Origin of the sequence: Ensifer oleiphilus, assembly GCF_013371465.1 — a bacterium.
Classification (GTDB): Bacteria; Pseudomonadota; Alphaproteobacteria; order Rhizobiales; family Rhizobiaceae; genus Ensifer; species Ensifer oleiphilus.
On the sequence record NZ_JABWDU010000001.1, the window covers coordinates 199581 to 225901 of the forward strand.

Here is a 26321-nt window from a genome sequence, read left to right on the forward strand (position 1 = left end):
CGGCGTCCGTGGAACGCCGCATCGGATGCAAGCCTCGGGTCGGTCTCGTCATCAGCCGTGAAGATGGTAGATCTTGTTGACGATAACCCAGCGTCCGTCGATCTTGACCAGCGACAGATAGTCGGAAAAGCGCTCGCCGGCAAAGCTGTCGATCACCTTGACCGTCGCAGCATCGCCGGCAATGTCGGTCATCTCCACATCCATTTCCGGCTGGGTGCCGGGCGGTGCGCCTCCCTGGTCCAGAACCGCCTTGATGAAGCCGTCGCGCGTCATCCATTCGAGCGCGCCTCTGTAGTTGCCGATGATCGCCGCATCCGGGTGAAACGCCTTGCGCAACGCACCCTCGTTGGCAAAGGCCATGCCGTCGACATAGAGATGCACCACCGCGCTGATCGCCTGCTCGTCGGACATTCCCGCTCCTCCGCTATTGTTGGTTACGACGGAAGAGGTAGTGCGCCCGGCTCAAAATTCGATGGGGATATGCCCCGCCTCGGCAAGGAGGCGGGGTTTCGGCGTTCAACGATTGGTGAGCGCCAGCGAAGCCTCGCTGTAGCGCTTGCCGGCAACGAGCGACGGCGACAGCGCATCGCCCAACCGGGCGCGTTCGTCGACGGTGAGAACGATATCGGCCGCCGCCGCATTCTGTTCCAGGTGGTTGAGCTTTCTGGCGCCGGGAATGGGCACGATGAAGTCGCCCTGATTGATCACCCAGGCGAGCGCCAGTTGCGCCGCGGTCACACCTTTTTCACGCGCGAGAGTCTCCAGAGTATCGACGAGGGCGGCATTGGCACCGAGGTTCTCCGCCTGGAAACGCGGCAGCGAGCGGCGGAAATCGTCGGCGGCCAGATCGTCCGCCTTGCGGATCGTGCCCGTCAGCATGCCGCGTCCGAGCGGGCTATAGGGCACGAAGCCGATGCCGAGCTCGCGGCAGGTGGCGAGCACATCCTCTTCGGGGTCGCGCGACCAGAGCGAATACTCGCTCTGGACCGCTGCAATCGGATGCACCTTGTGGGCACGGCGGATGGTTTCGGCGCTTGCCTCGGAAAGGCCAAGCGTGCGCACCTTGCCCTGGCGCACCAGATCGGCCATGGCGCCGACGGTTTCCTCGATGGGAACGGCGGGGTCGACGCGGTGCTGGTAGTAGAGGTCGATCACCTCGATCCCCAATCTCTTGAGCGAGGCATCGGCCACGGCCCTGGCGTTTTCCGGCCGACCGTCGATGCCCTTGATCGCCTCGGCTGCCGGCTTGCCCGGCTCGATGCGGAAGCCGAATTTGGTGGCGATCGTCACCTTGTCGCGCAAGGCTTTGAGCGCCTTGCCGACAAGCTTTTCATTCTCATAGGGGCCGTAGACTTCGGCCGTGTCGAAGAAGGTGACGCCGAGGTCGACGGCGCGCTGCAGCGTGCGGATCGATTCCGTCTCGTCAGCGCCGCCATAGGCAAAGCTCATGCCCATGCAGCCAAGGCCGATGGCAGAGACGGTCAGTTCATTCCCGAGTTTGCGGGTCTTCATGGCATGTCCTTTCGGGGTGTGGGCGGCGATACCAGACGCGCCGGGGGCGCGCGTCAACGGATCGAAGCAAAAGGTGTTGTCGTGACAGGTCCGCCCGGCCCGAAGCGGTGCGCCCGCGCGCCGCTTCGGGCCGGGGCCGCTTGGCCGTGACGATGGGGAGAGGATAGAGCCCGGGAGCGCGCGTGAAAATCCCTGTCAATTCTCACGGGCTGTTCTATTATTTAGATCAATGAATCGAACCCAGCTTTCCCAACTTGCCGTTCTGGCTGCCGTTGCCGCCCATGGCAGCTTTCGCGGTGCCGCCCGCGAGCTTGCCATCGCGCCTTCGGCGGTGAGCCATGCGGTCTGCAGCCTTGAGGCCAGTCTTGGCGTCCGGCTTCTGGCGCGCACAACCCGCAGCGTCGCGCCGACCGAGGAAGGTCGGCGGCTGCTGGAGCGGCTGGCGCCGGCGCTCGAAGAGATCGCCCACGCACTGGAGGCCGTCGCCGATGCGCGCGACCGGCCGGCCGGCAATCTGCGCATCACCGCGCCGCGGTTTGCCGCCGATCTGATCCTCGCGCCTCGGCTCGGAGAATTTCTCGACCGCTACCCCGACATCGTGCTGGAGGTCGCCAACGAGGATGGCTTCACCGATATCGTCGAGGAGGGGTATGACGCCGGCATCCGGCTAGGCGAAAGCCTCGAAGCCGACATGATCGCCGTCAAGGTCGGGCCGGAACTGGAAAGCGCTGTCGTCGCCTCGCCCGATTACTTCGCGCGTTTCGGCCGCCCCTTGCATCCGCGCGACCTTGCCGGCCACCGCTGTATCCGGCGACGCTTTTCCAATGGCACGCTCTATCGCTGGGAGTTCGAGAATGGGGGCGAAGAGTTGACGGTCGCAGTGGAGGGGCCGCTGATCCTCGGCGAAGACAGGCCGATCATCAAGGCAGCCATAGGCGGGGCAGGGCTTGCCTATCTATTCATCACGCGCGTGGAACAGGCGATCGCCGAAGGACGGCTGATCCGCGTGCTAGACGACTGGTGCGCGCCCTATGCCGGCCCGTTTCTCTATTATCCCAGCAGGCGGCAGATGCGCCCGGCTCTCCGCGCCTTCATCGACTTCTTCAAGTATGCCGGATAGAGAAGATAACATAGCCGGCCCACAGGCGCGCCAGTGCGTTTCGTCGCCGGCGGTCGCCGCCCGTATGCTCAATTCCATTGTCTTCGTCTTGCCTTTGCTATTCGCTGACGTCGTTGAGCTTGCGCATAGCCTCGTCGCTCAGCGTCAGCTCGACTGACCGGATGAGGCTCGTCAACTGGTCGAGATTGGTGGCGCTGGCGATGGGGGCGGTGATGCCCTTGCGGTTTCTGACCCAGGCGAGCGCGATCTCGGCCTGTGTCGCTCCGGTCTCCTCGGCAAGCTCGTCGAGCACGCCGAGGATCCGCATGCCGCGGCCATCGAGATATTTTTCGACACCGGAGCCGCGCGCTGAGCCTTCCAGGTCCTTGTGGGTGCGGTACTTGCCGGAGAGGAACCCGCGCGCCAGACCGAAATAGCTGATGACGCCGATCTCCTCGCTGACGCAAAGGTCGCGCACCGGCCCGTCGAAACTGTCGCGGTCGTAGAGATTGTATTCCGGCTGCAGCACCGCATAACGCGGCAGGCCGCCATTGGCGGCAACATCCAGCGCTTCGCGCAGCTGCAGCGAATTGAGGTTCGAAGCGCCGACGGCGCGCACCTTGCCGTCAGACAGCAACTGGTCGTAGGCGGCGAGCGTTTCCTCGTACGGCGTTTCCGGATCGGGCCAGTGCGACAGGTAAAGGTCGATGTAGTCCGTCTGCAGTCGCTTCAGCGAATCCTCGACCGCCTGCAGGATCCAGCGGCGCGACAGGCCCTTGCGGTCCGGCCCAAGCTCGGAGCCGACCTTGGTGACGATGACGGCCTTGTCGCGGCTGTGACCCGACTGTTTCAGCCATTTGCCGATGATCGTCTCGGATTCGCCGCCCTGGTTTCCTGATGCCCAGGAGGAGTAGACGTCGGCGGTGTCGATGGCATTGAGGCCGGCATCGAAGAAGGCGTCGAGCAGGGCGAAGGACGTCTTTTCGTCCGCCGTCCAGCCGAAGACATTGCCGCCGAAGACGAGCGGCGCGATTGCGAGGTCGGTACGGCCAAGTCTGCGTTTTTCCATGGTTTCGCTCCATTGGACTGGATGAAAGCAAGTGCGCGATCGGGAGGATTGCCGGCAGGAACATAAGGCAGGCGAACAAAGTTTGTCACCTGCCGCCGGTCCTTTTTATCGCATATCGCCGCTTGATAGGTACGTACCTCGTCGCTAATCTCCGGCGCTTAATCAGGGAGCCCCGCCATGTTTCGTTTCGGAATTCTGTCCACGGCCAAGATCGGCCGCGATCTCGTCGTGCCCGCCATCCAGGACGCCGAAAACTGCGTGGTTTCGGCAGTCGCCAGCCGCGACCTTGCAAAGGCGCGCGCCATGGCCGACCGATTTTCCGCGCCGCATGCCTTCGGCTCCTATGAGGAGATGCTCGCCTCCGACGCGATCGATGCGGTCTATATCCCGCTGCCGACGTCGCAGCATGTGGAATGGACCATCAAGGCTGCCAATGCCGGCAAGCATGTGCTTTGCGAAAAGCCGATCGCGCTCAGGGCATCCGAGGTCGATCAGCTGATTGCCGCACGCGACCGCAACAAGGTGCTGATCGCCGAGGCCTTCATGGTCACCTACAGCCCCGTGTGGCGCAAGGTCCGCTCGCTCATCGCCGAAGGCGCGATCGGCCGGCTGCGGCATGTGCAGGGCGCCTTCACCTATTTCAATCGCGACCCCGGCAATATGCGCAACATTCCCGAGCTTGGAGGTGGTGGCCTGCCGGATATCGGCGTCTACCCGACGATCACCACCCGCTTCGTCACGGCCAAGGAGCCGGTGCGCGTGCAGGCAAGCACCGACCGCGACCCGGAATTCGGTACCGACATCTATTCGAGCGTGCGCGCCGATTTCGGCGATTTCGAACTGAGCTTCTACATCTCCACCCAGCTCGCCGCCCGCCAGGTCATGGTCTTCCATGGCGACAAGGGCTTCATCGAGGTGAAGTCGCCGTTCAATGCCGACCGGTATGGCCGGGAGGAAGTAGAACTGACCAATCAGAACCACGCCCAGTCCCAGCTCTTCCGCTTCCAGGATGCGCGCCAATACAAGCTGCAGGCGGAAGCGTTTGCGCGGGCGGCCAAGGGAGAGCAGGAGGAAGTGGTGACGCTCGAAAACTCTCGGGCGAACCAGAAGCTCATCGACGCGATCTATCGCGCCAGCGACAAGGACGGCTGGGAAAAGGTCTGAGCGGGCTCCTGAAAGACAAAAACCCGCCGGCTTGCGCCGGCGGGTTTGTTCGTTTTGGCTGGGTTAGGCGAGCGCTGCGCGCTCGCTGGCAAAACCCTTCAGCTTGAAGAACAGAAAGTCGGCGACACCGACGATGCCGATGATCACAAGAGCGACGCCGATTGTTGTCAGCGAGTTGTAGGCGACCGCAAGCAGGGCAAGGCTTGCGACCTGCCACAGGACGTCGCCGGCGATGCTGACCCGGGCGGCGGTCGAGACCGGGCCGCCGTTGCGGGCGGCGGCGAGATGGAAAATCCCCCAGGCAAACAGCCCGACGCCGAGCAGCTTCATCATCAAGGGTGTGGCGTCCGCGCTGATGAGGGCGGCAAGCGGCGCCGCGTCGAGGATCAGGATCGCGCCGACCAGGAGCGAAAATGCGCCGTCGGCGAGGAAGGTCTTGTTGAGCAGGCTGCGGTTGGAAAGGGTCAACATGTCAGGCTCCATCGGTTTGTCGATGGCAGGATGGTGCCGCCTGATGATCATGAAACCAATTACCTCAGGGGTAATGAGCGCCTTACCTCGGGGTAATGCAGATCTTACGTCGCATAATTGATCCTGTTACCCCGGAGGTAATGGATTTTACCTCGCCGCTACGCCAATCTGCCCGCGCAACGGAGATCGGCATCGATGGAATTCGGCAATCATCTGAAGGAATGGCGCGGGCATCGCCGCATGAGCCAGCTTGACCTGGCGGTTGCTGCCGGTATCTCGACGCGGCACCTTTCCTTTCTCGAAACCGGCCGCTCGAGGCCGTCTGAAGGCATGATCCTGCGGTTGGCCTCGGTGCTCGATATCCCGGCACGCGATCAGGGAACGTTGTTTTCGGCCGCCGGCTTCCGCCCGCGCATGACGACGCGCCCGGCCTCGGGGCTCGATGCCATGCCGCCTGCTGTCGCCAATGCCATCCGGCTGATCCTTGCCCGCCACGATCCCTATCCGGGCCTCGTGCTCGATCACGAATACACGCTCCTGATCGTCAACCCGGCATTGGCGGCACTCGCCGTCTCCGCCGATGTGCCCTTTAACCCCGGCCAGAACTTTCTCGATGCTTTTCTTTCCTCGGAAAACGTCCGCTCCCTGGTCGTCAACTGGGAGGCGGCCGCGGCCGACCTCGTTCAGCGCGTGCGCACCGAGGCCTGGCTGCAGGGGCCAAGGAGCCGTCTTGGCAAGCGGCTGGAGAAACTCGCGGCCGATCCCGCCGTCAAGCGTGCGGTCGAAAACTATCCGGATACCGACCGTCTGCCGGTCTTGCCGGTCGAGTTGCGGGTCGGGCCGGTGAACCTCAGCTTCATCACCACGCTCCAGACGTTCGGATCGACGCAGGACGCTCTGGTGGAAGGCGTGCTGATTGAATCCTTTTTCCCGGCCGATGAGGAAACGAAGAACTTCTTCGAGAGAAAAGGCTGAGCGAACCTAGCGCTCGCGCGACAGGTCAAGCGCAATGGCGCCGCACAGCGCCAGCGCAATCCCCATGTTGTAGCCCCCGATCGCCGCAACAATCCCCAGCCAATTGTCGGTTCCGGCGATCGAGCCCGACAGTGCGCCGGCAGCAACCAGCGCCACGGCAATGAGCACGCAGACCGGCGCCGAGCGCAGGCAGCAGCTGGCAATGCCAAGAACGAAGGCGACGATGACGATCATGAAATTCCGTTTCTGGAAGGATGCCGATCATCCTGCCGCAACGGCGCTAAATTTCGTTTAACCGACGCGGCCAACTCTAGCCATATCCGCCGCAAGCGCGCCTGGAATGGCAAAAGGTCTGTTGAGCGTGGCGCCAAAGGCTGGCCTTCCGCAGGCGCTGGCGGCAAACTGGCGCAATGAGCTCCATCTTCGACAACGATTCTCCGAGCAATCTCGCCGAATACTCGGTTTCCGAGCTTTCCGGCTCGATCAAGCGCACGGTCGAGCAGGCCTTCGATCAGGTCCGCGTGCGCGGCGAGATCTCGGGGTATCGCGGTCCGCACTCCTCGGGGCACGCCTATTTCGCGCTCAAGGACGACCGGGCGCGCATCGATGCGGTGATCTGGAAGGGTACGTTCTCGCGCCTGCGCTTCCGGCCGGAAGAGGGCATGGAAGTCATTGCCACCGGCAAGGTCACGACCTTCCCCGGTTCGTCCAAATACCAGATCGTCATCGAGACGCTGGAGCCGGCCGGTGCCGGCGCGCTGATGGCACTGCTAGAAGAGCGCAAGCGCAAGCTTGGCGCCGAAGGCCTGTTCGATGCAGCGCGAAAGCGGCCGCTGCCCTATATGCCCAGGGTGATCGGCGTGGTCACCTCGCCGACCGGCGCCGTCATCCGCGACATTCTCCACCGCATCGCCGATCGCTTCCCTGTTCACGTGGTCGTGTGGCCCGTCAGGGTTCAGGGCGATGGATCTGGAGACGAAGTGGCGGCGGCCATTCGCGGCTTCAACGAATGCGAACCGGGCGGGCCGATCGCCCGGCCCGATGTCCTGATCGTCGCGCGCGGCGGCGGCAGCCTTGAAGACCTATGGGGTTTCAACGACGAGGCGGTGGTGCGCGCCGCTGCCGCTTCCCAGATCCCACTGATCTCGGCCGTCGGCCATGAGACCGACTGGACGCTGATCGACTATGCCGCCGACCAGCGGGCGCCGACCCCGACAGGGGCGGCGGAAATGGCTGTTCCGGTCAAGGCCGATCTGGAGGCGGAGATTTCCGGCCTGTCGGCGCGTTTGCAGTCCGGCATGGTCAGGCAGATGGAAAACCGTCGCCAGGCGGTTCGATCGCTTGCCCGCGCGCTGCCGTCGCTCGACCAGTTGCTGGCGCTGCCGCGCCGCCGCTTCGACGAAGCCGCGCTCGGTCTCGGGCGAGGCCTGATGATGAACACCGTGAACAAGCGCCGGCTGTTCGAGCGCGCTTCCGCCGAACTGCGACCGGATCTGCTCAAGGCAAGGCTCGGCGATCGCCGGCAGCGGATCAACGATGCGATGAGCCGTGCGGACCGGGTCGTCGAACGGCAGGTCCACCGGGGACAGTCGCGGGTATCGGCGGCGGATGCCTCGCTGCGTGGACTGCCATCGCGCCTGCTCGCCCAGGTCCACCGTTCGACCGATCGTGTCGCCGGTCTCGCCGCCCGCTGCGACGCGGCTATCCGCACGGATATCCGCCGGCTAACGGGTGTCATCGCCGCGCAGGACCGTATCCTGCAATCGCTGTCCTATCGCAACGTGCTGCAACGCGGCTTCGCTCTGGTGCGCGACGGTGAGGGTGGTCCGGTCCGCCAGGCTGCTTCCGTTGCGCCGGGAATGGCGCTGTCGCTGGAATTTGCCGACGGCAGCGTTTCGGCTGTTGCCGGCGAAGGTGGGGAGCCGCCGGCGCAGGCGGCGATCAGGAAGAAGCAGCCGAAATCAGGTGGCGGCGATCCGTCCAAGCAGGGCAGCCTGTTCTAGAGCATGTCGCGCAAAAGCGTGCAGCGATTTTGCGATAGCGACATGCGTGAAAACAAGAACTTAAAGCGCGCCAAGCCAATCTGGAAGATCGCGATGCGCTTCAACGCTTTCCCGTAAAAGCGTTCAGTGGCTTTGCGATACCGGAGCCCAATGTGCCAAGCGAGCTTTGACTGGGATTGCGGCGTTCAACACCTTTCGTCGCGCAACGGGACAGAAGTGGGCCGAATGATTCCGGCAACAATACGCCTGCCGTTCATCTGGTTGTGACGTAGGTAGCATAACGCCGGCGTTCACAGCACTCTGCGGGATGGAAGCCAAACATGGTCGAACGAGCCAAGATCATTTTCATTCACGGCGCCTCCAGCAGCGGAAAATCCACGCTGGCGCGTGCGGTCCAGGCACGGCTGGGCGAACCGTTCTGGCATGTCTCGATCGATCACCTTCGTGACTCAGGCATGGTGCCAATGGAACGGTTCCGGCGCGGTGACTTCAGTTGGAAGGAATATCGCGCCCGCTTCTTCGATGGCTTCCACCGCTCGCTGGTCGCCTACGCTTCGGCCGGCAACAGTCTTCTGCTGGAGCACATTCTCGAGGAGCCCGGCTGGGTGTCTGACCTGGCGTTGATGCTCGAGCCTTTTGATGTCTTCTTCGTCGGGCTTCATTGCGAGCTCGATGAACTCGTCCGGCGAGAAACGCTGCGCGCGGACCGGCCGCTCGGCAGCGCCGCAGATGACTTTCATCGGGTCCACGAGGGGCAGCGCTATGACCTTGAGCTTCGTTCGGGACAGGCTGTTGAAGATAACGCCGCGCAGCTGATTTCCGCCTGGGCGGCGCGCCGCTCGCCATCCGTCTTCGAGGGCCTTGCGCGGGAAGCGGTGGCGACGCGCGCCGATCAACCTCGCTAGCTGCACGGGGTTTGCCTGATCCCGCATACGCGCGAAACACAGTTGCGCTGCCGAGGTCGACTTCGCGGTCCTGGAGCACCATCGTTCTTGGCAAGCGGAGCGAATATGGTTGCAACAAACTGATTTTTCACAGCATTTGTCGGGCAGATCGTTTTTACGTCCAATCCTAATCCGCAGGGAACAATGGATGCGCATTCTGCTCGTGCTTGCCCACCCGCTTGAAGACAGCTTTGCCGCAAGCGTCGCCCGCGAAGCGCATGAGGCGCTTGTCGCCGGCGGCCATTCCGTCGATCTGCTCGACCTTTATCGGGAGGATTTCGATCCGAGGCTGAGCAAGGTGGAGCGTGGCAGCTACTTCAGCGACCACTACGACTCCAGCCTGACGGAAGGGATGATCGCGCGGCTGCAGGCAGCCGATGGGATCGTTCTGGTCTTTCCGCAATGGTGGTTCAATTTCCCGGCGATCCTGAAGGGCTTCTTCGATCGCGTCTTCGTGCCGGGCGTCGCCTTCGACAATGATCCGGCAGGCGGCCGCATCATCCCGCGGCTGAAGAACATCAAGCTGTTCTGGGCGCTGACGACGACGGGATCGCCCTGGTGGGTGGTGCATCTCTATATGGGTAATCCCGTGCGCCGGCTGTTGAAACGCGGCATTGCCGCCTTCTGCGCCAAGGGCCTCGATTTCCGTATGCTCAGCCTGCACGACATGGACCGGGCAACCGACGAGAAGCGCAAGGCGCATCTGGCGCGCGTGCGCCGGCTGGCAGCAAGGGTCTGAGCCGGCCTGTCCGCCCGGCCTATTCGCCCGTTCCTATTCGAAAGCCGCGAGATACTTGCGCAACAGCGCGTCGAGGTTCGCCCGCTCCTCGGGCGACAGCTCGGAAACGACCCGGTGCTGGTTGGCCACATGGGCGGTCGCGGCGTCGTCGACGCGTTTCAGACCCTCGTCGGTCAAGGCGATGATCACGCCGCGCCGGTCATCTGGATTGTCGAGCCGCTCCACCAGTCCCGCTTTCTCCAGTTGGTCGATACGATTGGTCATCGTGCCGGAGCTGACCATCGTGGTCGCCAAAAGGTCGCCGGGGGAAAGCCGGTAAGGTGGACCGGAGCGGCGCAGCGTTGCGAGCACGTCGAAGCTCGATGAGGAAAGGCCGCGTTCGGCAAATGTCTTCTCGATCTCCCGGCCGATATGGGTCGACAATCGTCCGAGGCGGCCGAGAAGCCCCATGGCCGACACGTCGAGGTCAGGCCGTTCCCGGTGCCATTGCGCCAATATCCTGTCGACACGATCCATAACCAAGCCTCCGCCCTTCATGGCGCAGATATAGAGTATCTTGACGTAGAGAGAAACTCTGTTATCGTCAATTTATCTTGATGTAGAGATTCTTGAGGTAAAGATATGATCGCGACCCGCAACCTCGACCTCGCCTTGACCGCGATCGCACCTGCGGTCTGGGGCAGCACCTATCTTGTTACGACCGAGTTTCTGCCGGCTGGCTATCCGCTGACGGTTGCGATGCTGCGGGCGCTGCCGGCCGGACTGTTGCTTCTGCTCATCGTTCGCAAGCTGCCCTCAGGCATCTGGTGGCCGCGCACGTTCCTGCTCGGAGCGCTCAATTTCTCGTTCTTCTGGGCGATGCTGTTCGTATCCGCTTACCGGTTGCCCGGCGGTGTCGCCGCCACCGTCGGCGCGATCCAGCCGCTGATCGTCATTCTCCTGTCACGCGTCTTTCTCGGCTCGCCCATTCGTGCGCTGAGCATCGTCGCCGGTCTTGCCGGCATTGTCGGTGTCGGCCTTCTGGTACTGACCCCCGGTGCGGCGCTCGATCCGCTTGGCGTCCTCGCCGGTCTCGCGGGCGCCGTGTCCATGGCCTTCGGTACGGTTCTGAGCCGCCACTGGGCGCCGCCGGTGCCGCCCTTGACCTTCACCGCCTGGCAGCTTGCCGCCGGCGGTGTGCTGCTGGTGCCGGTCGCGCTGTTCTTCGAGCCGGCCTTGCCGGGTCTGACGGCGGAAAATGTCACCGGTCTTGCCTATCTCGGGCTTGTTGGCGCCGCCTTCACCTACCTGCTCTGGTTCCGAGGGCTGTCGCGCCTCGAGCCTTCGGCCGTCGCACCGCTCGGCTTCCTCAGTCCTGTTGTCGCGATCCTGCTCGGTTGGGGCGTTCTTGACGAGCGTCTGACGCCGGTCCAGGCGCTCGGTATTCTGGTTGTGCTCGTCAGCGTCTGGCTGAGCCAGCGGGCGCAACTGGCGCCTCGGGTTCGGCCTGCCCGTGCATGAAAGGCCGAGCCTGCCGCGGGGCGGGCTCGCTCGAAATGTTTGAGAAACGTGCTTCCGCCGCGCAGAATGGGCGCTTCAGCAAACTGTGGCTGACCTATTGCCTTCGCGTGCCGGCCGCCGCCTTCGCCGCGGCGGCCGTCAGGCCGTGTGCGATCGGCGTGCGGATATCGGCCGCGGCCATGGCCTCAAGCCCGGCGGCAGTCGTACCGGCGTAGTCGAGGAACGTTTGTACGATTTCGGCGGGCGTCTGCTCGCTGCCAGCCATCAGCGCGCTGCCGCCAAGGAAAAGCTGGCGCACGGCGCGCTCGGCAATGCCATGCTCTATGCCTTTCGTCACGGCGTCGGAGATCATGGCATCGGCAAAGGCGGCGAGAAAGGCCGGGCCTGAGCCGGTCAGCGCCGTAAAGTAGTCGAGCTCCGCTTCCGTCGTGATCCTCCGCGCTTGACCGGATGCATTGAAGAACCGATCGGCAAATGCGCAATCCGCATCCGTCACATCGGGGCTGGCAAGCCAAGGCGTGAAGGAGAGCCGCTTTTCGGCGGCAGCGTTCGGCATTGCCCGGATGATGCGGCGAGCCTTGAAACGGGTGGCAAGGTCGTCAAGCGAAACCATCGCCATCACCGAGATGACCAGTTTGCCGGAGAGGTCGAGCGCGATGGCGTCAAGATCCTGCGGGCGCACGGACAGCACTACCACATCTGCATTGGCGGCAAGCTCAGCATTGCTGTTCGTCTGGCGGACATGCGGCCAGGGCTCGAAGCCCGCCACAGCGCCGCTGCGCGAGGAGACGGTCAGCGCCTCCTCGACAATCAGGCCATCGGCAAGGGCGGGCAGCAACAGGGCCTTGCCCAGCCAGCCGCCACCACCGATGACGCCAACTCGCGTCAAGCCCACTCGCCCTGACGCATGACCGGCACGCGGCTGCCGTCGGCGCGCACACCGTCGATATCGACCTGGCCGGAGCCGATCATCCAGTCGATGTGGATCAGGCTCGAATTGCCGCCCTGGGCGCGGATCTGCTCCGGGGTCAGGCTGGTATCGTCGACGAAGCAACCGGAATAGCATTGTCCGAGCGCGATGTGGCACGAGGCATTTTCGTCGAAGAGCGTGTTGTAGAACAGGATGCCGCTTGCCGAGATCGGCGAGGAATGCGGCACCAGCGCCACTTCGCCGAGCCGGCGCGCGCCTTCGTCGGTATCGAGCACCTTGTTCAGCACTTCCTCGCCGCGGGAGGCCTTCGCCTCTACGATGCGCCCGTCTTCGAAGCGGACCTGGATGTCGTCGATCAGCGTGCCCTGGTGCGACAACGGCTTGGTCGAGGAGACATACCCCTCGACACGCAGCGCATGCGGCGTCGTGAACACCTCTTCGGTCGGGATGTTCGGGTTGCAGATGATGCCGTTTTTCGCTTCCGACGCGCCGCCGCACCACAGATGACCGTCGGCCAGGCCGACGACGAGATCGGTGCCGGGGCCGGTGAAGTGCAGCGAGGCGAAGCGTTCGCCGTTGAGCCACGCCGAGCGGCGCGCCAGGTTGGCGTTGTGCGCGTTCCAGGCGGCGACCGGATCGTCGAGATCGACGCGCGACGCCGCGAAGATGGCGTTCGCCAGCTTTTCCACCGCGATCGGCTCCGGATCGTTCGGGAACACCAGCCGCGCCCAGGACGGGTTGGGATAGGAAACGATGTTCCAGTTGATGTCGAAGTTCGAGATCTTTTCCAGCGCCGGCTTGTAGGCGATGGAGTTGGCCTTGTTGGCGCGCGCGACCTTGCTCGGATCCTGGGCCGACAGCATCATCGGGTTGTCGCCGGAAATGGCAAGGCGCGCCGCGCCGCCGGCAAAGGCCTTGGCCATGCCTTCATACAGCCAGTCGCTCGCCCGGTCGAAGCTTTCGTCCGGCGCATGTTCATAACGCGCCAGCGTCGTTTCCTCGTCGGAATAGAAGGTCGTCACCAGACCGGCACCGGCCTTGTAGGCGTGCTTGGTGATATCGCGTACCAGCGGCATGGCGGCGATCGGCGCCGTCATCACCAGGTCCTGGCCCTTCTGCAGCTGCAGGCCGACCTTGATGGCGACTTCCGCGAGCTTGTCGAGTTTGACCGGGTCGATCGGGGTGGGGGTGTTGGCGGGATAGGTCATGATCTGCCTGTCGTTATGAAATCGATGTCAGAAGACTTAGTGCTGTTTGCGGCGAAAATGAAGGCTGGCGGTTGCAAACCTCAGCCGGCCTTGGCTGCGGCACGCATTCTGGCGACATTGCTGTCGTGGACGTCTTCATAGGGGGCGAAATAGAGGATCGAACCGGCAGCGATCTCGACGGCGGCAAAGTCCTTGAGCGCGCTGATCTGCGCTCGGTCGGCTGCGGCCGTCTGCAACCGTTCGAGATAGCTTCGGTTCGCATCGATCAGCGTGCCGTCGTAGCCGCCGGCGGCGATGCGGTCGCGGTCGCCATGGCTCGGCAAGATGTGGGCGATCGGCAAGAGCCGCATCCGCTTCAGTTCGTCGATGTGCGTGGCGACATGCTCGGCCTCGGAGATGAAGGTGGCGCAGTCTTCGACCGTATCGCCGGCCAGCAGCAGCTTTTCCTCCGGCAGCCAGAGCACATTGCCGTCGGCGCTGTGAATGGCGAAATGGTGCAGTTCCACCGTCCGCTGCCCGACCTTAAGCACGAGCCTTCCTTCGAACGTGCGAGTGGGCATGACGAGGGGGTGGATCGGCGGCGTCGCCGTCTCGATTTTTTCGCGGTTCTCTGCAAGCCGTTCTGCCGTCAACGCCAGTGCGATGATCTCGCAATCGGCAAAAGCGGCGTTCCCGGCCACATGGTCCTTGTGCCAATGGCTGAGAACGACCCGGATCGAGGTGACGTCGAGGCTTTCGAGATGGGTCCGGATCGCCTCGGCATGGGGCACGGAAATGTGGGTGTCGTAGACCAGCGCCTCGCCGCCGTCGACGATGGCATAGGATGCGACGCCGAGCGCATAGGCACCGTCGTCGAGCCAGTTCGGTCCCTCCGAATGCAACCGGGTCCCGGCAATCCGACCGTCGTAGTAGGCGAAGATGCCGGGATAGGGCTGCAGTATCGTCAGGGTTGACGTCATATCAGGCATGGCGCGCTTCTCCTCGGCCGGGTTTGCATCCGTCATAGGACGGTGCGGGCCGAAAAAGAAGGGGCGGGCAGCCGTGCTCTATTGCGCGCGCAGCAGATAGGCGTCGTGCTGTTTCAGGAAGGTCATCAGCCGCTCGCCGTAATCCGATGCCACGGCAGCCTTGACGCTCGGCCGTTCCGCCAGAGCCCGCCGCCAGGCGGAAACGCGGGTGAGCCCATTGAAAATCCCGTGGTCGACCAGCGTGTCGAACAGATCGAAGTAACGGAAGATCGGTGCAAAGACCGCATCCACAAGCGAGAAGTCGTTTCCGGCGAAATAGGGGCCGTCGCCGAGCACGGCTTCGACCGTCGCGAACTTTGCCGCGACCGCCTTGCGCTTCTGCTCGAAGATGTCCGCATCTCCAGTGGTTTCGAAACCCCAGAGCTCCGAGAGGATCGACGAGCCATATTCCATCCAGCCGCGGTGGCGCGCCCGTTCGAGCGCGTCAGTCGGATGCAGCGGTGCACCGGTTTGCGTTTCCTCGAGATACTCGCAAATAACCGAGCTTTCGAACAGGACGGCATCGCCCGACGTCTCAGGTATCTGCAGCAGCGGCACCTTGCCGAGCGGCGAGATTTTCAGGAACCAGTCGGGCTTGGCCGCCAGATCGATATTGACGCGGTCGAAGGCAACGTTCTTTTCGGCAAGCGCGATTGCGGCCCGCTGCACATAGGGGCAGAGGTGATGGCTGATCAGGGTGAGGGCACGCGTCATGGGCGATCTCCTGGTTGGGTGAAGTAGATGCATCTGCATGTATGTGTGCTTGCCAATGATTTCAAGATCGATGTATTTACATCTATGAACGGTTTTTCTGAAGATACCGAGCCGCATCCGACGCAGGCTGTCACCCAGGCCTGGATCGGCCTCATGCGCGCACAGCGGCGCGCGCTTTCGGCAATCGAAGCCGACTTCAAGAAGGCGGGTCTACCGCCACTCGGCTGGTACGACGTGCTCTGGGAACTGGTACGGGCGGATGGCGGCAAGCTGCGCCCCTTCGAAATCGAGTCCCGCACCCTGCTTGCCCAATACAATCTCTCGCGGTTGATCGACCGTCTTGAGCGGGAAGGGCTTGTCCGTCGCGAGACTTTTGATGCTGACGGCCGCGGACGCTGGGTGGTCGTCACCGATGAGGGGCGCCAGATGCGGGCGCGCATGTGGCAGGTCTATTCCGCGGCGATCGAGACGCATGTCGGCGCGAAACTGAGTGCTGGCGAAGCGTTGGAACTGGCGCGGCTGCTCGCCAAGCTGCGGTAGATCTTTAGCTGTCGAGGCCGAAGGACTTTTCCAGCGCTTCCCAGGTCTCGTCCATGGCGAAGGTCGAGGAAAAGTAGGGCAGTGCCACATGGCCGTAGATCGGCGAGAGCTGCCATTCGGCCGTTTCTTCGTCCACGCCGGCAATCTGCTGCAGATAGATCGTCGAGACCAGGCCCGTCCGGTCGGCGCCGGCCTTGCAATGGATCAAGAGAGGTTTCGGCGCGTCCCGCAGGATCGCCATCAGCGCCCGTGTTTCCTGCAGGCTGATGGCCGATGACGACGACATCGGGAAATTGATGAGACGAATGCCGTTGCGCTGGGCGGCTGCCGCTTCGTCGCGGTACCAGCTTTCTTTGCTCTCGCCGCGCAGGTTGAGAATGGTGCGGATGCCATAGGTCTTGGAATAGGCGGCAATCGAACGCGAACTCGGCTGGCCCGACCGGTAGACCTCGCCCGCAACCAGCGTGTGGAAGTTGCCCGTCCATTGCAGTGCCACGAGATAAAGCACGCTGACGGCTGCGACGACGGCGACTGCAAGGATGAGGCGACGGGCGAAGCGCTTCGGGCGCAGGTTCAATCCTGATTGCATGGATGGGCTTTCAAAGACCTCGACGATTTGAGGTGTAGCCGGCATCCATGATGTTTTGATGGCGTGTTTCAGGCAATCAGCGGGGCCGCCGCTGCCTTCAGAACATCCCGCGCATCTGCGGGTGCAAGCCGCACCTGCAGCCCGCGCTGGCCGCCATTGATATAGACCTGCGTCTCGGAAAGGGCGGCCTCTTCGATTGCTGTCGGCACCGGCTTTTTCTGCCCGAAAGGGCTGATGCCGCCGACATGATATCCAGTCAGCCGTTCGGCATCGGCCGGCCTCATCATCGCCGCCGACTTGCCACCGAAGGCCGCAGCCAGTTTCTTCATGCTGACCTCACGATCGGACGGAACGACGCAGCAGACCGGCTTGCCGTCGACCTCGGCCATCAGCGTCTTCAGCACCCGGCTTGGATCCTCGCCCAGTGCTTCCGCCGCCTGCAGGCCGACGCGCTCGGCGTTCGGGTCGTAGTCGTAGGTGTGGACGCTGAAGGCAACGCCGGCCTTGGCAAGGGCCTGTGTCGCGCGGGTGGTCTTGGACATCGCGCAGCTCCCGGCGTCAGGCGTTGGCCTTGTCGAACAGGGCTTCGTAGAGATCCGGCTTGAAGCCGATCAGCAGGTTTCCGTTGGCCTCAAGCACCGGGCGCTTGATCATCGAGGGCTGCGCCAGCATCAGCGCGATGGCGCTGTCGGCATCAAGGTTCTGCTTGTCGGCGTCGGGCAGGTTGCGGAAAGTGGTGCCGGCGCGGTTGAGCACGATCTCCCAGCCAGCCTCGTTGCACCAGCGATCGAGATGGGCGCGGTCGATGCCCTCGGCCTTATAGTCGTGGAAGCGATAGGCGATGCCCTGGCTGTCGAGCCAGGTGCGGGCTTTTTTCATCGTGTCGCAGTTCTTGATGCCGTAGATCGTGACCGTCATTCCCGTGCCTTTCCTGCCTTGCGGGCAAATTCGTGCCGGGAGTGATAACCTCCCTCGTCAAGAGAGGGAAGACACTGTCTCAGGTCACGCCGGCATAACGACCGGGCTTGTGGTTGATGGCGAGCGTCATGTTGACGACGGCAGCGCCCACCACGGACAGAACGAGGTTCGCCGGCGGCAGCACGAAGAAGGCCGCGGCCAGGATCGCGAGGTCCACGGCCAGCTGGAAATATCCGGCGCGGATGCCGAACTTCTCCTGCAGGTAGATCGCCAGAATGTTGATGCCGCCGAGCCCGGTGCGATGGCGAAAAAGGATCAGCAGTCCGGTTCCCATCAGTCCGCCGCCGACGACGGTCGCATAGATCGGGTCGAGCCTGGCGAATTCCACCCATCCCGCCGTCAATTTCGAAAACAGCGCCACCAGGGTTACGGCAAGGAAGGTGCGCAACGCAAACATCCAGCCGAGCCGCTTGATCGCCAGCACGTAGAAGGGCAGGTTGATGAGCGAGAACACCAGCCAGAACTGCGTGCCGGTTGCATATTGCAACAGAAGCGCGAGGCCGGAGGTGCTGCCGGTCAAGAGCATCGCCTTGCTGTAGATGATGACGCCGAGCGACATGATCAGCGTACCCGTCAGGATCGCCAGCGCGTCCTCATAGAGGCGGTGGCGTTCCGTGGGGACTTCGGTTGCATCGATCAGTCGCTCGGTCTTCATCTTGGCTGTCAGTCCTTAGAGGTTCTTGAACTTGCCGATGACGTCACCGACTTCGGCCGTCTTGAGCCCGGCAATGTTGATGCGGCCGGAACCCGGCATGTAGATGCCGTGTTCGTTACGGAGCCGCATGACATCCGCTTCAGTCAGCGGCAGCAGCGAGAACATGCCCTCCTGGTCGGCGATGGCGCCGAGCGCCTGCCAGCGGTCGCGCAGGCCTTCCGCCAGCGACTGGCGGATGCCGGAAATGCGCAGACGCATGGTTTCGAGCTCTTCTTTCCAGTCGCGCGCCAGGTCTGCGTCCGACAGGATGGTGCGCACGATCGCGGCACCGTGATCCGGCGGCATCGAATAGCTGGTGCGGGCGAGACCCGCGAGGTTGGAACGGACCGTGTCGGCCGACGAGGATGAGGTGGTCACGGCGAAGATCGCGCCGGTGCGTTCGCGGTAGAGCCCGAACGATTTCGAGCAGGAGACGGCGATCAGCGCTTCCGGCACGACGCCGACGATATGGCGAAGACCGACGACATCCTCCTCGAGGCCGCGGCCAAAACCCTGGTAGGCAAGGTCGATCACCGGCAGCAGGCCACGCTCGGCGACGACCGCGGAAATCTCCAGCCATTGCGCCTCGGTCACAACGCCACCCGTCGGGTTGTGGCAGCCGGCATGCAAGAGCACCGCGTCGCCGGCGGAAGCGCCCTGCAGCGCGCTCATCATGGTGTCGAAGAGCACGGTCTGGGACGGGACGTCGAAGAATGGATAGCCGGCTGTCTCGACGCCCGCCGCCTTGAAGATGCTGGCATGGTTCATCCAGCTCGGCAGGCCGATCCAGACACGCTTGCCGCCCATCTGGCGGATGAGGTCGGCGGCAAGTCTGAGTGCGCCGGAGCCGCCGGGCGTCTGCACACCGGCAAGATGGCTGCGATTGACCGTGTCGCCACCGACCAGCGTCCAGAGATGATCGACGAAAACGAGATCGCCCTCGGGCCCGACATAGGCCTTGCTGTCCTGCGTTTCGAGCAGGCGCTTCTCCGCTTCCTTGACCGCGCGGAAGATCGGCGTATGGCCGGTCTCGTCGCGGTAGACACCGACGCCAAGATCGACCTTTCCGGGGCGCTCGTCCTTGCGATAGAGCCCGATCAGGGCCAGCAACGGATCGTCGGGTTGGCGGGTCAGAGTGTCGAACATGCCGGAATTCCCCCTTGGCAGTGGCAGAGTAGCGATGAGCGGTCGAGAAAGATCGTGCCGGCGGCCGCCCTCCGGCCGCCCGACTGACCTCTTCATTAAGGCAACCATCGCGCAAAATCGACGACGTATTTGCCACAGGGACAATATTCGCATAGATCGAATTGCGTAGATCGATGCATTTCTTTTGCCGATTTGCGCAGATCGCGGAAAATGCAGGAGAGGGTTGTCTGATGGCGGAGCGCGGAACCACCGAACTCGATGCGATCGACAGACGGATCATCCGGCTGCTGGTCGAGGATGCATCGCGAAGCAACAACGAGCTTGCCGCACGGGTCGGGCTGTCTCCGGCGCCGCTTTCACGCCGTCTGGCGCGGCTCTATTCGGCAGGCGTTATCCGGCAAACTGTCGTGGTCGATCCGAAGGCGGCGGGCGTCGGTTTCCAGGCCTTTCTCGAGGTGACGCTGGAGCGAACGGCCAGCAAGGTCGGGCAGCGTTTCATCGAGCTGGTGTCGCGCATGCCCGAGGTGGTGGAATGCCACACCGTCGCCGGCGATTTCGATTTCCTGTTGAAGATCGCCGTGCGCGATGTCGCCGATTACAAGCGGCTGCTGTGGAGCGAGTTCGAGCAGGTCGGCGAGATCAAGACGCTGCGCTCGACCATTCTGCTCGATAGCCCGAAGATGTCCGCGACGATGGCACCCTGAAATCCGGAACGCCTTGAGGACGTTCCGGACCAGAGATACTGGGTCAGGCTTCCAGCGGGCCGGGCTTGCGGGCAGCACTAGAGGCGGTTGCGCAGGCGATCTTCATCAGGTCCGAGCGTCGGCGGGCGTGCCGGGTCGATACCCGGGTAACGATCAGCCCATCCTGTGGTGCGCGAACTTCGATGGCGCCGTCCGGTTGGCCGGGCCGATTGAGGATCGTCACCAGCAGGTCGCCGGCCTTCACCTTGTCGCCGATGTCGCGGTGGAAGAGGATGGCGCCCGATTCCGGTGCGCGGATCATCTCGATATTGTCGAGCGGCGCAACGATACCGCCGAAGGCGGGAACCGCAGCCTTATCACCCGCAACCACGCCGCGGGCGACGAGGAAGCGCAACAGACCTTCGGCGTCCTTGCGTGCCATATCGGGATAGACATCGCGCGTGCCGCGAAGCTCCACCGTGACCGAAAGTCGCCCGGGCAGGCTGGTCTTCTTCTGACCCGCCGTCTCATATTTCCAGGCGTAGGCCACGGCCTCTTCGAAGGCCGAGCTTTCGCCATCGGAAAGAAACACTGCTTCCATGTCGAGCGCCGCCGCGAGGTCGGCGGCCTCCGGCCAAAAGGCTTCGTCGATATAGGCGTATTGCAGCGCTTCGTCGTCGCAGTGCAGGTCGAGCATCAGCTCGGCGCCGAGCGCCATGTGCAGCAATTGCCGCTTCAGGCGGTCTGTCGCCGAATGGCGATCGAGATCGGACAGAAGACTATCGCGCTCGCCGAGTGCGATCAGCGGAAAATCGCGGTTGAAATTGGTGCGCGAGCCGAGATCGAACCGACCCTGCAACTCGCCGAAATGCGACTGCGCAGTGCCGATTGGGTTTGCCTGCGGCACCACGGTGATGTCGCCGAGAATGGCGCCGTTGTTCTCCGCCTCGGAGAGCATCGGCAGCAGGAAATGCGCGGCGGCCGTGCCGGGCAATTCGTTGGCATGCAGTGCGGCCTGGATATAGGCCTTGGGCCCGCCAGGGGTCTTGCCCTTGAAGCGGAAGACCGGCAGACGCCATTCGATGCCCGCGGTGTCGCCGGCGATGATGATTTCCGAGATGTCCATGGTCTCCCCCGCTTGTCTCGTGTCGATGGCTTATCGGCATTCCCGATACGCTTCGCAAGTGGCTAGAAACGGGGAGCACGCACAGCGCCGGCGGCGGAGCGAGGCTTTGACTTTTGCCATGCGGCGGGTGTCTTCTGGTCGCGTTCGCACCACAGGGAGTTCGCAGATGATCCTGATCGGCCAGTATGACTCCCCCTTCGTCCGCCGCGTCGGCATCGCGCTCACCCTCTACGGCATGAAATTCGAGCATCGCCCCTGGTCCTCCTTCGGCGATGCGGAGAGGTTGCGTGCCTACAATCCGCTGACGCGTGTGCCGACCCTGGTGCTTGACGACGGCACTGCACTGGCCGACAGCCACATCATCCTCGACTACCTCGACAGCCTGGTTCCTGAGGATCGCGCGATGTTTCCAAGGTCCGAGCCGACCCGCCATCGCGCCTTGAGGATTGCGGCACTCGCAACCGGGCTCGCCGACAAGGTCGTCAGCCTGTTCTATGAGAAGCGCCTGCACAACGAAGTCTCCGCGCTCTGGGTCGATCGCTGCCGCCTGCAGATCCAAGCGACGCTTGCCGTCCTTGAGGCCACCCGGGCCGAATGCGTTTCGGAGTTCTGGTTCGGGGAGCAGATCGGCCATGCCGATATCGCCGTGGCGGTGGTGCTGCGTTTCCTGTGCGAGGTCCATCCCGAGCTGATCGCGATCTCCAACTATCCTGCCCTGCGAGCGCATGCCGAAAGGCTGGAGGCGACGGCTGTGTTTCAGGCGATCAGCCAGCCTTTCATCGCCCCGACGTGACACCAGCCGGGGCGTGGGGGTTATCGTAGCGCCCGCCAGCCATGAGGCGGGCATGCGATCGGTACAAATCGATCGTCATGCAACCCTTTTTCAAGGGCACCGCTACTTCGGTGGCATCGTGTCGAACTTCGGCAGCGCCGGATCGAGGTGATCCCAAGGATAGCCGCGCGATCCATAGGTGACGGCGTCGGGCTTGTAGCGGCTCGGGTCGTCGAGGCTTGCGGCACGCACGGTGAAGACGTCGGGCATTGCGGCAAAGGTCATGTAGACCGGCGAGCCGCAGGTGGGGCAAAAGGCCCGCGTCTTCACGTTGCCGCTGTCGGCGACCATGTCCCAGAGCGCTGCCTTGCCTTCGAGCTTCACGCCGTCCCGCCTGAAGCTCAGGTGCGATCCATGCCCGGTGCCGCTCTCCTGCTGGCAGTCGCGACACTGGCAGTCGTTCGAGAAAATCGGTTCTCCAGCGATTTCGTAGCGGATCGCGCCGCAGGCACATCCACCGATATAGGCCTTGCTCATCTCATTTCTCCTGGGTCGGGTGCGTAAAAACAAGGCGTCCCACAGCGGTCGGCGACGCCGGCTGTTCTCTTCCACTGCTTCAAATATTTGGGGCAGGCCCGGAGCCGATATCCTTTCGGGAGCGCGGCGTCGCCGCCGTTCGGTTCCCGGGACGATCAGACGACCTTCTGCTGGTCCGGCCTGCAAACGGCGCGCAGTCTGCGCGACGCGATCAGCTCTGTTCGTCGGTGACGGCGCCGATCTTTGAAAGAACTTTCGTCCAGCCCTGGCTCATGTTCTTGAAAGCCGTGTCGTTGCGCGGCGTGACGAAGCCGGAATGGACGAGCCGGAGACGTGTACCGCCCTCGACCTTCGAAAGCGTCCAGGTGACGACCGTGTCGAGGCGGGAGCCATAATCACTGTTGCCTTCGTGCCCGCCTTTCCAGGCATAAACGAAGCGCTCATTGGCTCGGATCTCCAGCACCTTGCAGTGAATGACGCCATCCCATTCGCCGGCCGCCGTCGTCTGGAAGGTGAAGCGGTTGCCTTCGACCGGTTCGAAACCTGTCGGGACCATCATCCAGCGGCTCATCAACGCACCGCTCGTCAGTGTCTTCCAGATCGTCTCCGGGCTGTGAGGGAAGACCTCGTCGACCACGATGTCCTGCGTTTCGGGCTGCAACGCGATTTCGTTCATGGGTCGATCTCCTTCAAGAGAGTGCGCAGATTGGCAAATCGTTCGCGCCAGAAGACGCCGTAATGGCTCATCCAGTCGACCAGTGGCTCAAGGCCCTCCGGTTGGGCGCGATAGTAGACGTTGCGGCCCTCGGGGCGCTCGGTGACGAGGCCCGCCTGCTTCAACGACTTGAGGTGCTGCGAAATGGCGCCCTGTGTCACGCCGCTGCCGCGCGTCAACTCAACCACTGTGATCTCGTCGGCGTTGGCGATGCGCTCGAACACGGCACGCCGGGTCGGGTCGGCAAGGGCGCGCATGATGGTGGTAATGGGTGCGGCTTCAATCATGACGAAATCATTAGCGCATACTGATTGATTAGTCAATACTATTGTTTTCGAGGATGTCATGGTTGCAACCCCGAAGTGGCGGGTCGATGTGGGCAGCAAAAAGGGCCATGCCTCGGCCCGCCCCTCTATGCGTTCTTCGATGCTCTCTCCGCAAACGGACACAGCGCTTGCAGCACTTATCGCTAGCGAATTGCGGTCGCCTGCGAGCAGACGACCACCCATCTGTTGTCACGATGTTCGTATGCATCGGTGTGCCAGTAGTCGCTGCGCGGGATCCGGAGGAAACGGAGACGCCGTGTGAATGACATAGCGGTAGCCTTCGACGGCCTCACGCCACACCTCCTCTGAATCCAAATCGGCCCGCCCGAAGCCAGGCTGCTGATGCGGCTCTTGCGCGCGGCGGTGACGCCGCGCACCATTACTGGTTAGTCAGTCTGGCGAACCGCGCATGGGTGTACCCCGGCAAAAATTGACACAGCTGGAACCGTATTCGGTGCGGTCCTGACCGGCGTCTTGGAAGGGTGCGGCTAACGCCTGCGACCGATGGGAATGATTTCCGGTGCAGCTGCCGCGAACGGCCTGCCATCCCACCCCCCGAGCCATCGTTCGACGACGAGGCCCGCCTCGTCCATCATCGAGACGAGGTCTTCGTATGACGGGAAGGCGATTTTCGACTGCGCCGAATAGGTGCGCTCGTCGGTTGCGACCCGGTAGAACGTATCGTATTCCACGATACCGGTAGATGGGTCATGCCGGACGTCGTTCCATGCGAACACGTCGCCCAGATCAGGGTGAACGATAGTTCGCTCGGATTCGGCCGGCGTCCATTCTTTCCATTCCTCGACTTCAGGATTACGGCTGTCGAAGATGAAACGCCCTTCAGGCGAGAGATGTGCGGCAATGGTCCGCAGAGCGGCGAGCTGATCTTCCCCGGTGAGGAAAACCTGGAAGGCGTGGCCGCTGAGCAGCACCAGATCGAAGGTTTCTCCGAGGCGGATGGTTCGCCCGTCGCCTTCGATCCAACGCACCCGTTTACCGCCGGGTCGCTGCCTTGCGATTTCGAGCATCGCAGCGGCCGGGTCGACGCCGACGACCCGCTTGCCGCCCTCTCGTGCGAAGGCAGCTGCCAAAAGACCGGTGCCGCACCCGAGATCGAGGATCGAGGCGCGGCCGGTGGCCATGCGGTGGAGATACTCGGAATCGGCAGTCCAGCCGTTCTCGATGTCGTAGAACTCTACAAGGCCTGGATCGTTGTAGAGTTTGTCGATCGTCATCGAGATGACCGGATCACTCCCATTCGATCGTGCCGGGCGGCTTCGACGTGACGTCGTAAACCACGCGGTTGATGCCACGGACCTCGTTGATGATGCGCGTTGCCGCACGGCCGAGGAATTCCATGTCGTAGTGGTAGAAGTCGGCGGTCATGCCGTCGACCGAGGTGACGGCGCGCAGCGCGCAGACGAACTCGTAGGTACGGCCGTCGCCCATGACGCCGACGGTCTGCACCGGCAGAAGCACGGCGAATGCCTGCCAGATGGCGTCGTAGAGGCCGGCCTTGCGGATCTCGTCGAGATAGATCGCATCGGCTTCGCGCAGGATCTCGAGCTTCTCGCGGCTGATGCCACCCGGGCAGCGGATGGCAAGGCCCGGACCCGGGAAGGGATGGCGACCGATGAAGCTGTCGGGCAGGCCGAGTTCGCGGCCGAGCACGCGGACTTCGTCCTTGAACAGTTCGCGCAGCGGCTCGACCAGTTGCATGTTCATGCGTTCCGGCAGGCCGCCGACATTGTGGTGCGACTTGATCGTGACCGACGGGCCGCCGGTGAAGGAGACGCTTTCGATGACGTCGGGATAGAGCGTGCCCTGGGCAAGGAAATCCGCGCCGCCGAGCTTCTTTGCCTCTTCCTCGAACACCTCGATGAACAGGCGGCCGATGATCTTGCGCTTGGTCTCCGGGTCGCTCTGGCCTTCCAGTTCACCGATGAACCGGTCGGAAGCGTCGACGTGGAGGAGGTGCAGGTTATAGTGCTCTTCGAACATGGCGACGACGTTCTTCGCCTCGTCCTTGCGCATCAGGCCGTGGTCGACGAGGATGCAGGTCAGCTGGTCGCCAACCGCCTCGTGTATCAGGAGAGCGGCGACCGAGCTGTCGACGCCGCCCGAAAGCGCGCAGATCACCTTCTTGTCGCCAACTTGGCGGCGGATCGCGTCCACCGCCTTGGCGCGGTAGGCCGACATCGACCAGTCGCCCTTGATGCCGGCGATCTTGTGCACGAAGTTGGAAATCAGCTTGGCGCCGTCAGGCGTGTGCACGACTTCCGGGTGGAACTGCACGGCATAGTACTTGCGCTTCTCGTCGGCGATGAAGGCGAACGGGGCGTTGGCCGAGGTGGCGACGACTTCGAAGCCTTCGGGGATCGCGGTGACGCGGTCGCCATGCGACATCCACACCTGGTGGCGCGAACCGAGCGACCAGACGCCGTCAAACAGCGCGCAGTCCTTCTCGACTTCGAGGAAGGCGCGGCCGAACTCGCGATGGTGGCCGCTCTCGACCTTGCCGCCGAGCTGGGCGCAGATGGTCTGCTGGCCGTAGCAGATGCCGAACACCGGCAGGCCGGAATCGAAGATCACCTGCGGCGCGCGCGGCGAGCCGATGTCGAGCGTTGAGGCCGGGCTGCCGGAGAGGATGACGGCCTTCGGCTTCAGCCGCTGAAAACCTTCTTCCGCCGACTGGAACGGCACGATTTCACAATAAACACCGGATTCGCGCACGCGCCTGGCGATGAGCTGCGTCACCTGGCTGCCGAAGTCGACGATAAGAACGGTGTCGGGATGGGCTGTCTGGGTCATGTCGGGCCTTCAAACAAGCTTGATCATGGCGAGCCTTTAATGAAAGCCCGTCTTTAGCGCAACGATTA

31 protein-coding genes are annotated in these 26321 nt (G+C 63.2%); 10 read left to right on the top strand and 21 right to left on the bottom strand.

Annotated features, from left to right (window positions below; genetic code table 11):
* Positions 1 to 51 precede the first annotated feature (51 nt).
* Together HT585_RS01005 and HT585_RS01010 are read right to left on the bottom strand one after the other, a co-directional pair.
* Complete coding sequence (locus HT585_RS01005) at positions 52 to 411, bottom strand: nuclear transport factor 2 family protein (protein ID WP_173418691.1); 360 nt, start codon at positions 409 to 411, stop codon at positions 52 to 54.
* A 105-nt stretch (positions 412 to 516) separates the two neighbouring features.
* A complete protein-coding gene (locus HT585_RS01010; protein ID WP_176351223.1) occupies positions 517 to 1512 on the bottom strand; it encodes an aldo/keto reductase in 996 nt (331 codons plus the stop codon).
* Positions 1513 to 1741: 229 nt separating this feature from the next.
* Here HT585_RS01010 and HT585_RS01015 point away from each other — a divergent pair, with 229 nt between their 5' ends.
* Positions 1742 to 2632, top strand: coding sequence for a LysR family transcriptional regulator (locus tag HT585_RS01015; protein WP_176351224.1), 891 nt, complete (start codon positions 1742 to 1744; stop codon positions 2630 to 2632).
* Positions 2633 to 2729: 97 nt separating this feature from the next.
* On the opposite strand, the gene HT585_RS01020 is transcribed toward HT585_RS01015, so the two are convergent.
* Positions 2730 to 3680 carry an aldo/keto reductase gene (locus tag HT585_RS01020; protein WP_176351225.1) on the bottom strand — a complete coding sequence of 317 codons (951 nt, stop codon included), beginning with the start codon at positions 3678 to 3680 and terminating at the stop codon, positions 2730 to 2732.
* A gap of 177 nt (positions 3681 to 3857) precedes the next feature.
* On the opposite strand from HT585_RS01020, the gene HT585_RS01025 reads away from it, so the two are divergent.
* On the top strand, positions 3858 to 4844 hold the full coding sequence (locus tag HT585_RS01025) for a Gfo/Idh/MocA family protein (protein WP_176351226.1): 987 nt from the start codon (positions 3858 to 3860) through the stop codon (positions 4842 to 4844).
* A gap of 63 nt (positions 4845 to 4907) precedes the next feature.
* On the opposite strand, the gene HT585_RS01030 is transcribed toward HT585_RS01025, so the two are convergent.
* Entirely contained in the window at positions 4908 to 5315 is a 408-nt protein-coding gene (locus tag HT585_RS01030; RefSeq protein WP_176351227.1) for a hypothetical protein, read from the bottom strand.
* A 195-nt stretch (positions 5316 to 5510) separates the two neighbouring features.
* Between HT585_RS01030 and HT585_RS01035 the strand changes: the two genes are divergently transcribed.
* On the top strand, positions 5511 to 6290 hold the full coding sequence (locus HT585_RS01035) for a helix-turn-helix transcriptional regulator (RefSeq protein WP_176351228.1): 780 nt from the start codon (positions 5511 to 5513) through the stop codon (positions 6288 to 6290).
* A gap of 6 nt (positions 6291 to 6296) precedes the next feature.
* On the opposite strand, the gene HT585_RS01040 is transcribed toward HT585_RS01035, so the two are convergent.
* Positions 6297 to 6524 carry a hypothetical protein gene (locus tag HT585_RS01040; RefSeq protein WP_176351229.1) on the bottom strand — a complete coding sequence of 76 codons (228 nt, stop codon included), beginning with the start codon at positions 6522 to 6524 and terminating at the stop codon, positions 6297 to 6299.
* A 176-nt stretch (positions 6525 to 6700) separates the two neighbouring features.
* Here HT585_RS01040 and xseA point away from each other — a divergent pair, with 176 nt between their 5' ends.
* The 3 genes from xseA (at position 6701) to HT585_RS01055 (ending at position 9976) form a co-directional block, all read left to right on the top strand.
* A complete protein-coding gene (gene xseA, locus HT585_RS01045) occupies positions 6701 to 8293 on the top strand; it encodes an exodeoxyribonuclease VII large subunit (RefSeq protein WP_176351230.1) in 1593 nt (530 codons plus the stop codon).
* A gap of 320 nt (positions 8294 to 8613) precedes the next feature.
* Positions 8614 to 9198, top strand: a complete 585-nt coding sequence (locus HT585_RS01050; RefSeq protein ID WP_176351231.1) for a chloramphenicol phosphotransferase CPT family protein — start codon at positions 8614 to 8616, stop codon at positions 9196 to 9198.
* A 187-nt stretch (positions 9199 to 9385) separates the two neighbouring features.
* Positions 9386 to 9976 (top strand): NAD(P)H-dependent oxidoreductase, encoded by a 591-nt coding sequence (locus HT585_RS01055; protein WP_176351232.1) that lies wholly within the window; start codon positions 9386 to 9388, stop codon positions 9974 to 9976.
* A gap of 33 nt (positions 9977 to 10009) precedes the next feature.
* Here the strand turns inward: HT585_RS01055 and HT585_RS01060 are convergent, their stop codons facing one another.
* Complete coding sequence (locus HT585_RS01060) at positions 10010 to 10492, bottom strand: MarR family winged helix-turn-helix transcriptional regulator (RefSeq protein ID WP_176351233.1); 483 nt, start codon at positions 10490 to 10492, stop codon at positions 10010 to 10012.
* A gap of 105 nt (positions 10493 to 10597) precedes the next feature.
* On the opposite strand from HT585_RS01060, the gene HT585_RS01065 reads away from it, so the two are divergent.
* Positions 10598 to 11476 carry an EamA family transporter gene (locus tag HT585_RS01065; protein ID WP_210270292.1) on the top strand — a complete coding sequence of 293 codons (879 nt, stop codon included), beginning with the start codon at positions 10598 to 10600 and terminating at the stop codon, positions 11474 to 11476.
* A gap of 94 nt (positions 11477 to 11570) precedes the next feature.
* On the opposite strand, the gene HT585_RS01070 is transcribed toward HT585_RS01065, so the two are convergent.
* From HT585_RS01070 to HT585_RS01085, 4 genes are all read right to left on the bottom strand, one after another.
* Positions 11571 to 12365 carry a pyrroline-5-carboxylate reductase family protein gene (locus HT585_RS01070; RefSeq protein WP_176351234.1) on the bottom strand — a complete coding sequence of 265 codons (795 nt, stop codon included), beginning with the start codon at positions 12363 to 12365 and terminating at the stop codon, positions 11571 to 11573.
* Entirely contained in the window at positions 12362 to 13615 is a 1254-nt protein-coding gene (locus tag HT585_RS01075) for an aminopeptidase (RefSeq protein WP_176351235.1), read from the bottom strand. The genes HT585_RS01070 and HT585_RS01075 overlap by 4 nt, the downstream gene beginning before the upstream one ends.
* An 80-nt stretch (positions 13616 to 13695) precedes the next feature.
* Positions 13696 to 14583 carry an MBL fold metallo-hydrolase gene (locus HT585_RS01080; RefSeq protein ID WP_176351236.1) on the bottom strand — a complete coding sequence of 296 codons (888 nt, stop codon included), beginning with the start codon at positions 14581 to 14583 and terminating at the stop codon, positions 13696 to 13698.
* Positions 14584 to 14661: 78 nt separating this feature from the next.
* Positions 14662 to 15336: a glutathione S-transferase family protein gene (locus tag HT585_RS01085; RefSeq protein WP_176351237.1), complete on the bottom strand. Its 675-nt coding sequence runs from the start codon at positions 15334 to 15336 to the stop codon at positions 14662 to 14664.
* Positions 15337 to 15420: 84 nt separating this feature from the next.
* On the opposite strand from HT585_RS01085, the gene HT585_RS01090 reads away from it, so the two are divergent.
* Positions 15421 to 15876, top strand: coding sequence for a MarR family winged helix-turn-helix transcriptional regulator (locus HT585_RS01090; protein WP_246707575.1), 456 nt, complete (start codon positions 15421 to 15423; stop codon positions 15874 to 15876).
* Positions 15877 to 15880: 4 nt separating this feature from the next.
* Here the strand turns inward: HT585_RS01090 and HT585_RS01095 are convergent, their stop codons facing one another.
* The 5 genes from HT585_RS01095 to HT585_RS01115 all read right to left on the bottom strand — a co-directional run bounded on the left by HT585_RS01095 (position 15881) and on the right by HT585_RS01115 (position 19283).
* Positions 15881 to 16465, bottom strand: coding sequence for a dual specificity protein phosphatase family protein (locus HT585_RS01095; protein ID WP_176351239.1), 585 nt, complete (start codon positions 16463 to 16465; stop codon positions 15881 to 15883).
* Positions 16466 to 16533: 68 nt separating this feature from the next.
* Entirely contained in the window at positions 16534 to 17007 is a 474-nt protein-coding gene (ybaK, locus tag HT585_RS01100; RefSeq protein WP_176351240.1) for a Cys-tRNA(Pro) deacylase, read from the bottom strand.
* A 16-nt stretch (positions 17008 to 17023) separates the two neighbouring features.
* The gene (locus HT585_RS01105; RefSeq protein WP_176351241.1) at positions 17024 to 17383 is read right to left on the bottom strand and encodes an ArsC family reductase; all 360 of its coding nucleotides are present in this window, start codon (positions 17381 to 17383) and stop codon (positions 17024 to 17026) included.
* A 79-nt stretch (positions 17384 to 17462) separates the two neighbouring features.
* Complete coding sequence (locus HT585_RS01110; RefSeq protein WP_176351242.1) at positions 17463 to 18098, bottom strand: YitT family protein; 636 nt, start codon at positions 18096 to 18098, stop codon at positions 17463 to 17465.
* Positions 18099 to 18113: 15 nt separating this feature from the next.
* Positions 18114 to 19283, bottom strand: coding sequence for an amino acid aminotransferase (locus HT585_RS01115; RefSeq protein ID WP_176351243.1), 1170 nt, complete (start codon positions 19281 to 19283; stop codon positions 18114 to 18116).
* A gap of 230 nt (positions 19284 to 19513) precedes the next feature.
* Between HT585_RS01115 and HT585_RS01120 the strand changes: the two genes are divergently transcribed.
* Positions 19514 to 19987, top strand: a complete 474-nt coding sequence (locus tag HT585_RS01120; protein WP_176351244.1) for an Lrp/AsnC family transcriptional regulator — start codon at positions 19514 to 19516, stop codon at positions 19985 to 19987.
* A gap of 43 nt (positions 19988 to 20030) precedes the next feature.
* Here HT585_RS01120 and HT585_RS01125 read toward each other — a convergent pair whose 3' ends face one another.
* The gene (locus HT585_RS01125) at positions 20031 to 21092 is read right to left on the bottom strand and encodes a succinylglutamate desuccinylase/aspartoacylase family protein (RefSeq protein ID WP_176351245.1); all 1062 of its coding nucleotides are present in this window, start codon (positions 21090 to 21092) and stop codon (positions 20031 to 20033) included.
* Between the two features lie 166 nt (positions 21093 to 21258).
* On the opposite strand from HT585_RS01125, the gene HT585_RS01130 reads away from it, so the two are divergent.
* Positions 21259 to 21885, top strand: a complete 627-nt coding sequence (locus HT585_RS01130) for a glutathione S-transferase family protein (RefSeq protein WP_176351246.1) — start codon at positions 21259 to 21261, stop codon at positions 21883 to 21885.
* Positions 21886 to 21987: 102 nt separating this feature from the next.
* Here HT585_RS01130 and HT585_RS01135 read toward each other — a convergent pair whose 3' ends face one another.
* The 5 genes from HT585_RS01135 to guaA all read right to left on the bottom strand — a co-directional run bounded on the left by HT585_RS01135 (position 21988) and on the right by guaA (position 26253).
* A complete protein-coding gene (locus HT585_RS01135; RefSeq protein ID WP_176351247.1) occupies positions 21988 to 22401 on the bottom strand; it encodes a GFA family protein in 414 nt (137 codons plus the stop codon).
* 211 nt (positions 22402 to 22612) lie between these two features.
* Positions 22613 to 23077 carry an SRPBCC family protein gene (locus HT585_RS01140; RefSeq protein WP_176351248.1) on the bottom strand — a complete coding sequence of 155 codons (465 nt, stop codon included), beginning with the start codon at positions 23075 to 23077 and terminating at the stop codon, positions 22613 to 22615.
* Positions 23074 to 23403: an ArsR/SmtB family transcription factor gene (locus tag HT585_RS01145; RefSeq protein ID WP_176351249.1), complete on the bottom strand. Its 330-nt coding sequence runs from the start codon at positions 23401 to 23403 to the stop codon at positions 23074 to 23076. The genes HT585_RS01140 and HT585_RS01145 overlap by 4 nt, the downstream gene beginning before the upstream one ends.
* A 527-nt stretch (positions 23404 to 23930) precedes the next feature.
* Positions 23931 to 24677 carry a class I SAM-dependent methyltransferase gene (locus tag HT585_RS01150; protein WP_176351250.1) on the bottom strand — a complete coding sequence of 249 codons (747 nt, stop codon included), beginning with the start codon at positions 24675 to 24677 and terminating at the stop codon, positions 23931 to 23933.
* 13 nt (positions 24678 to 24690) lie between these two features.
* Positions 24691 to 26253: a glutamine-hydrolyzing GMP synthase gene (gene guaA / locus HT585_RS01155; RefSeq protein ID WP_176351251.1), complete on the bottom strand. Its 1563-nt coding sequence runs from the start codon at positions 26251 to 26253 to the stop codon at positions 24691 to 24693.
* Positions 26254 to 26321: the final 68 nt, after the last annotated feature.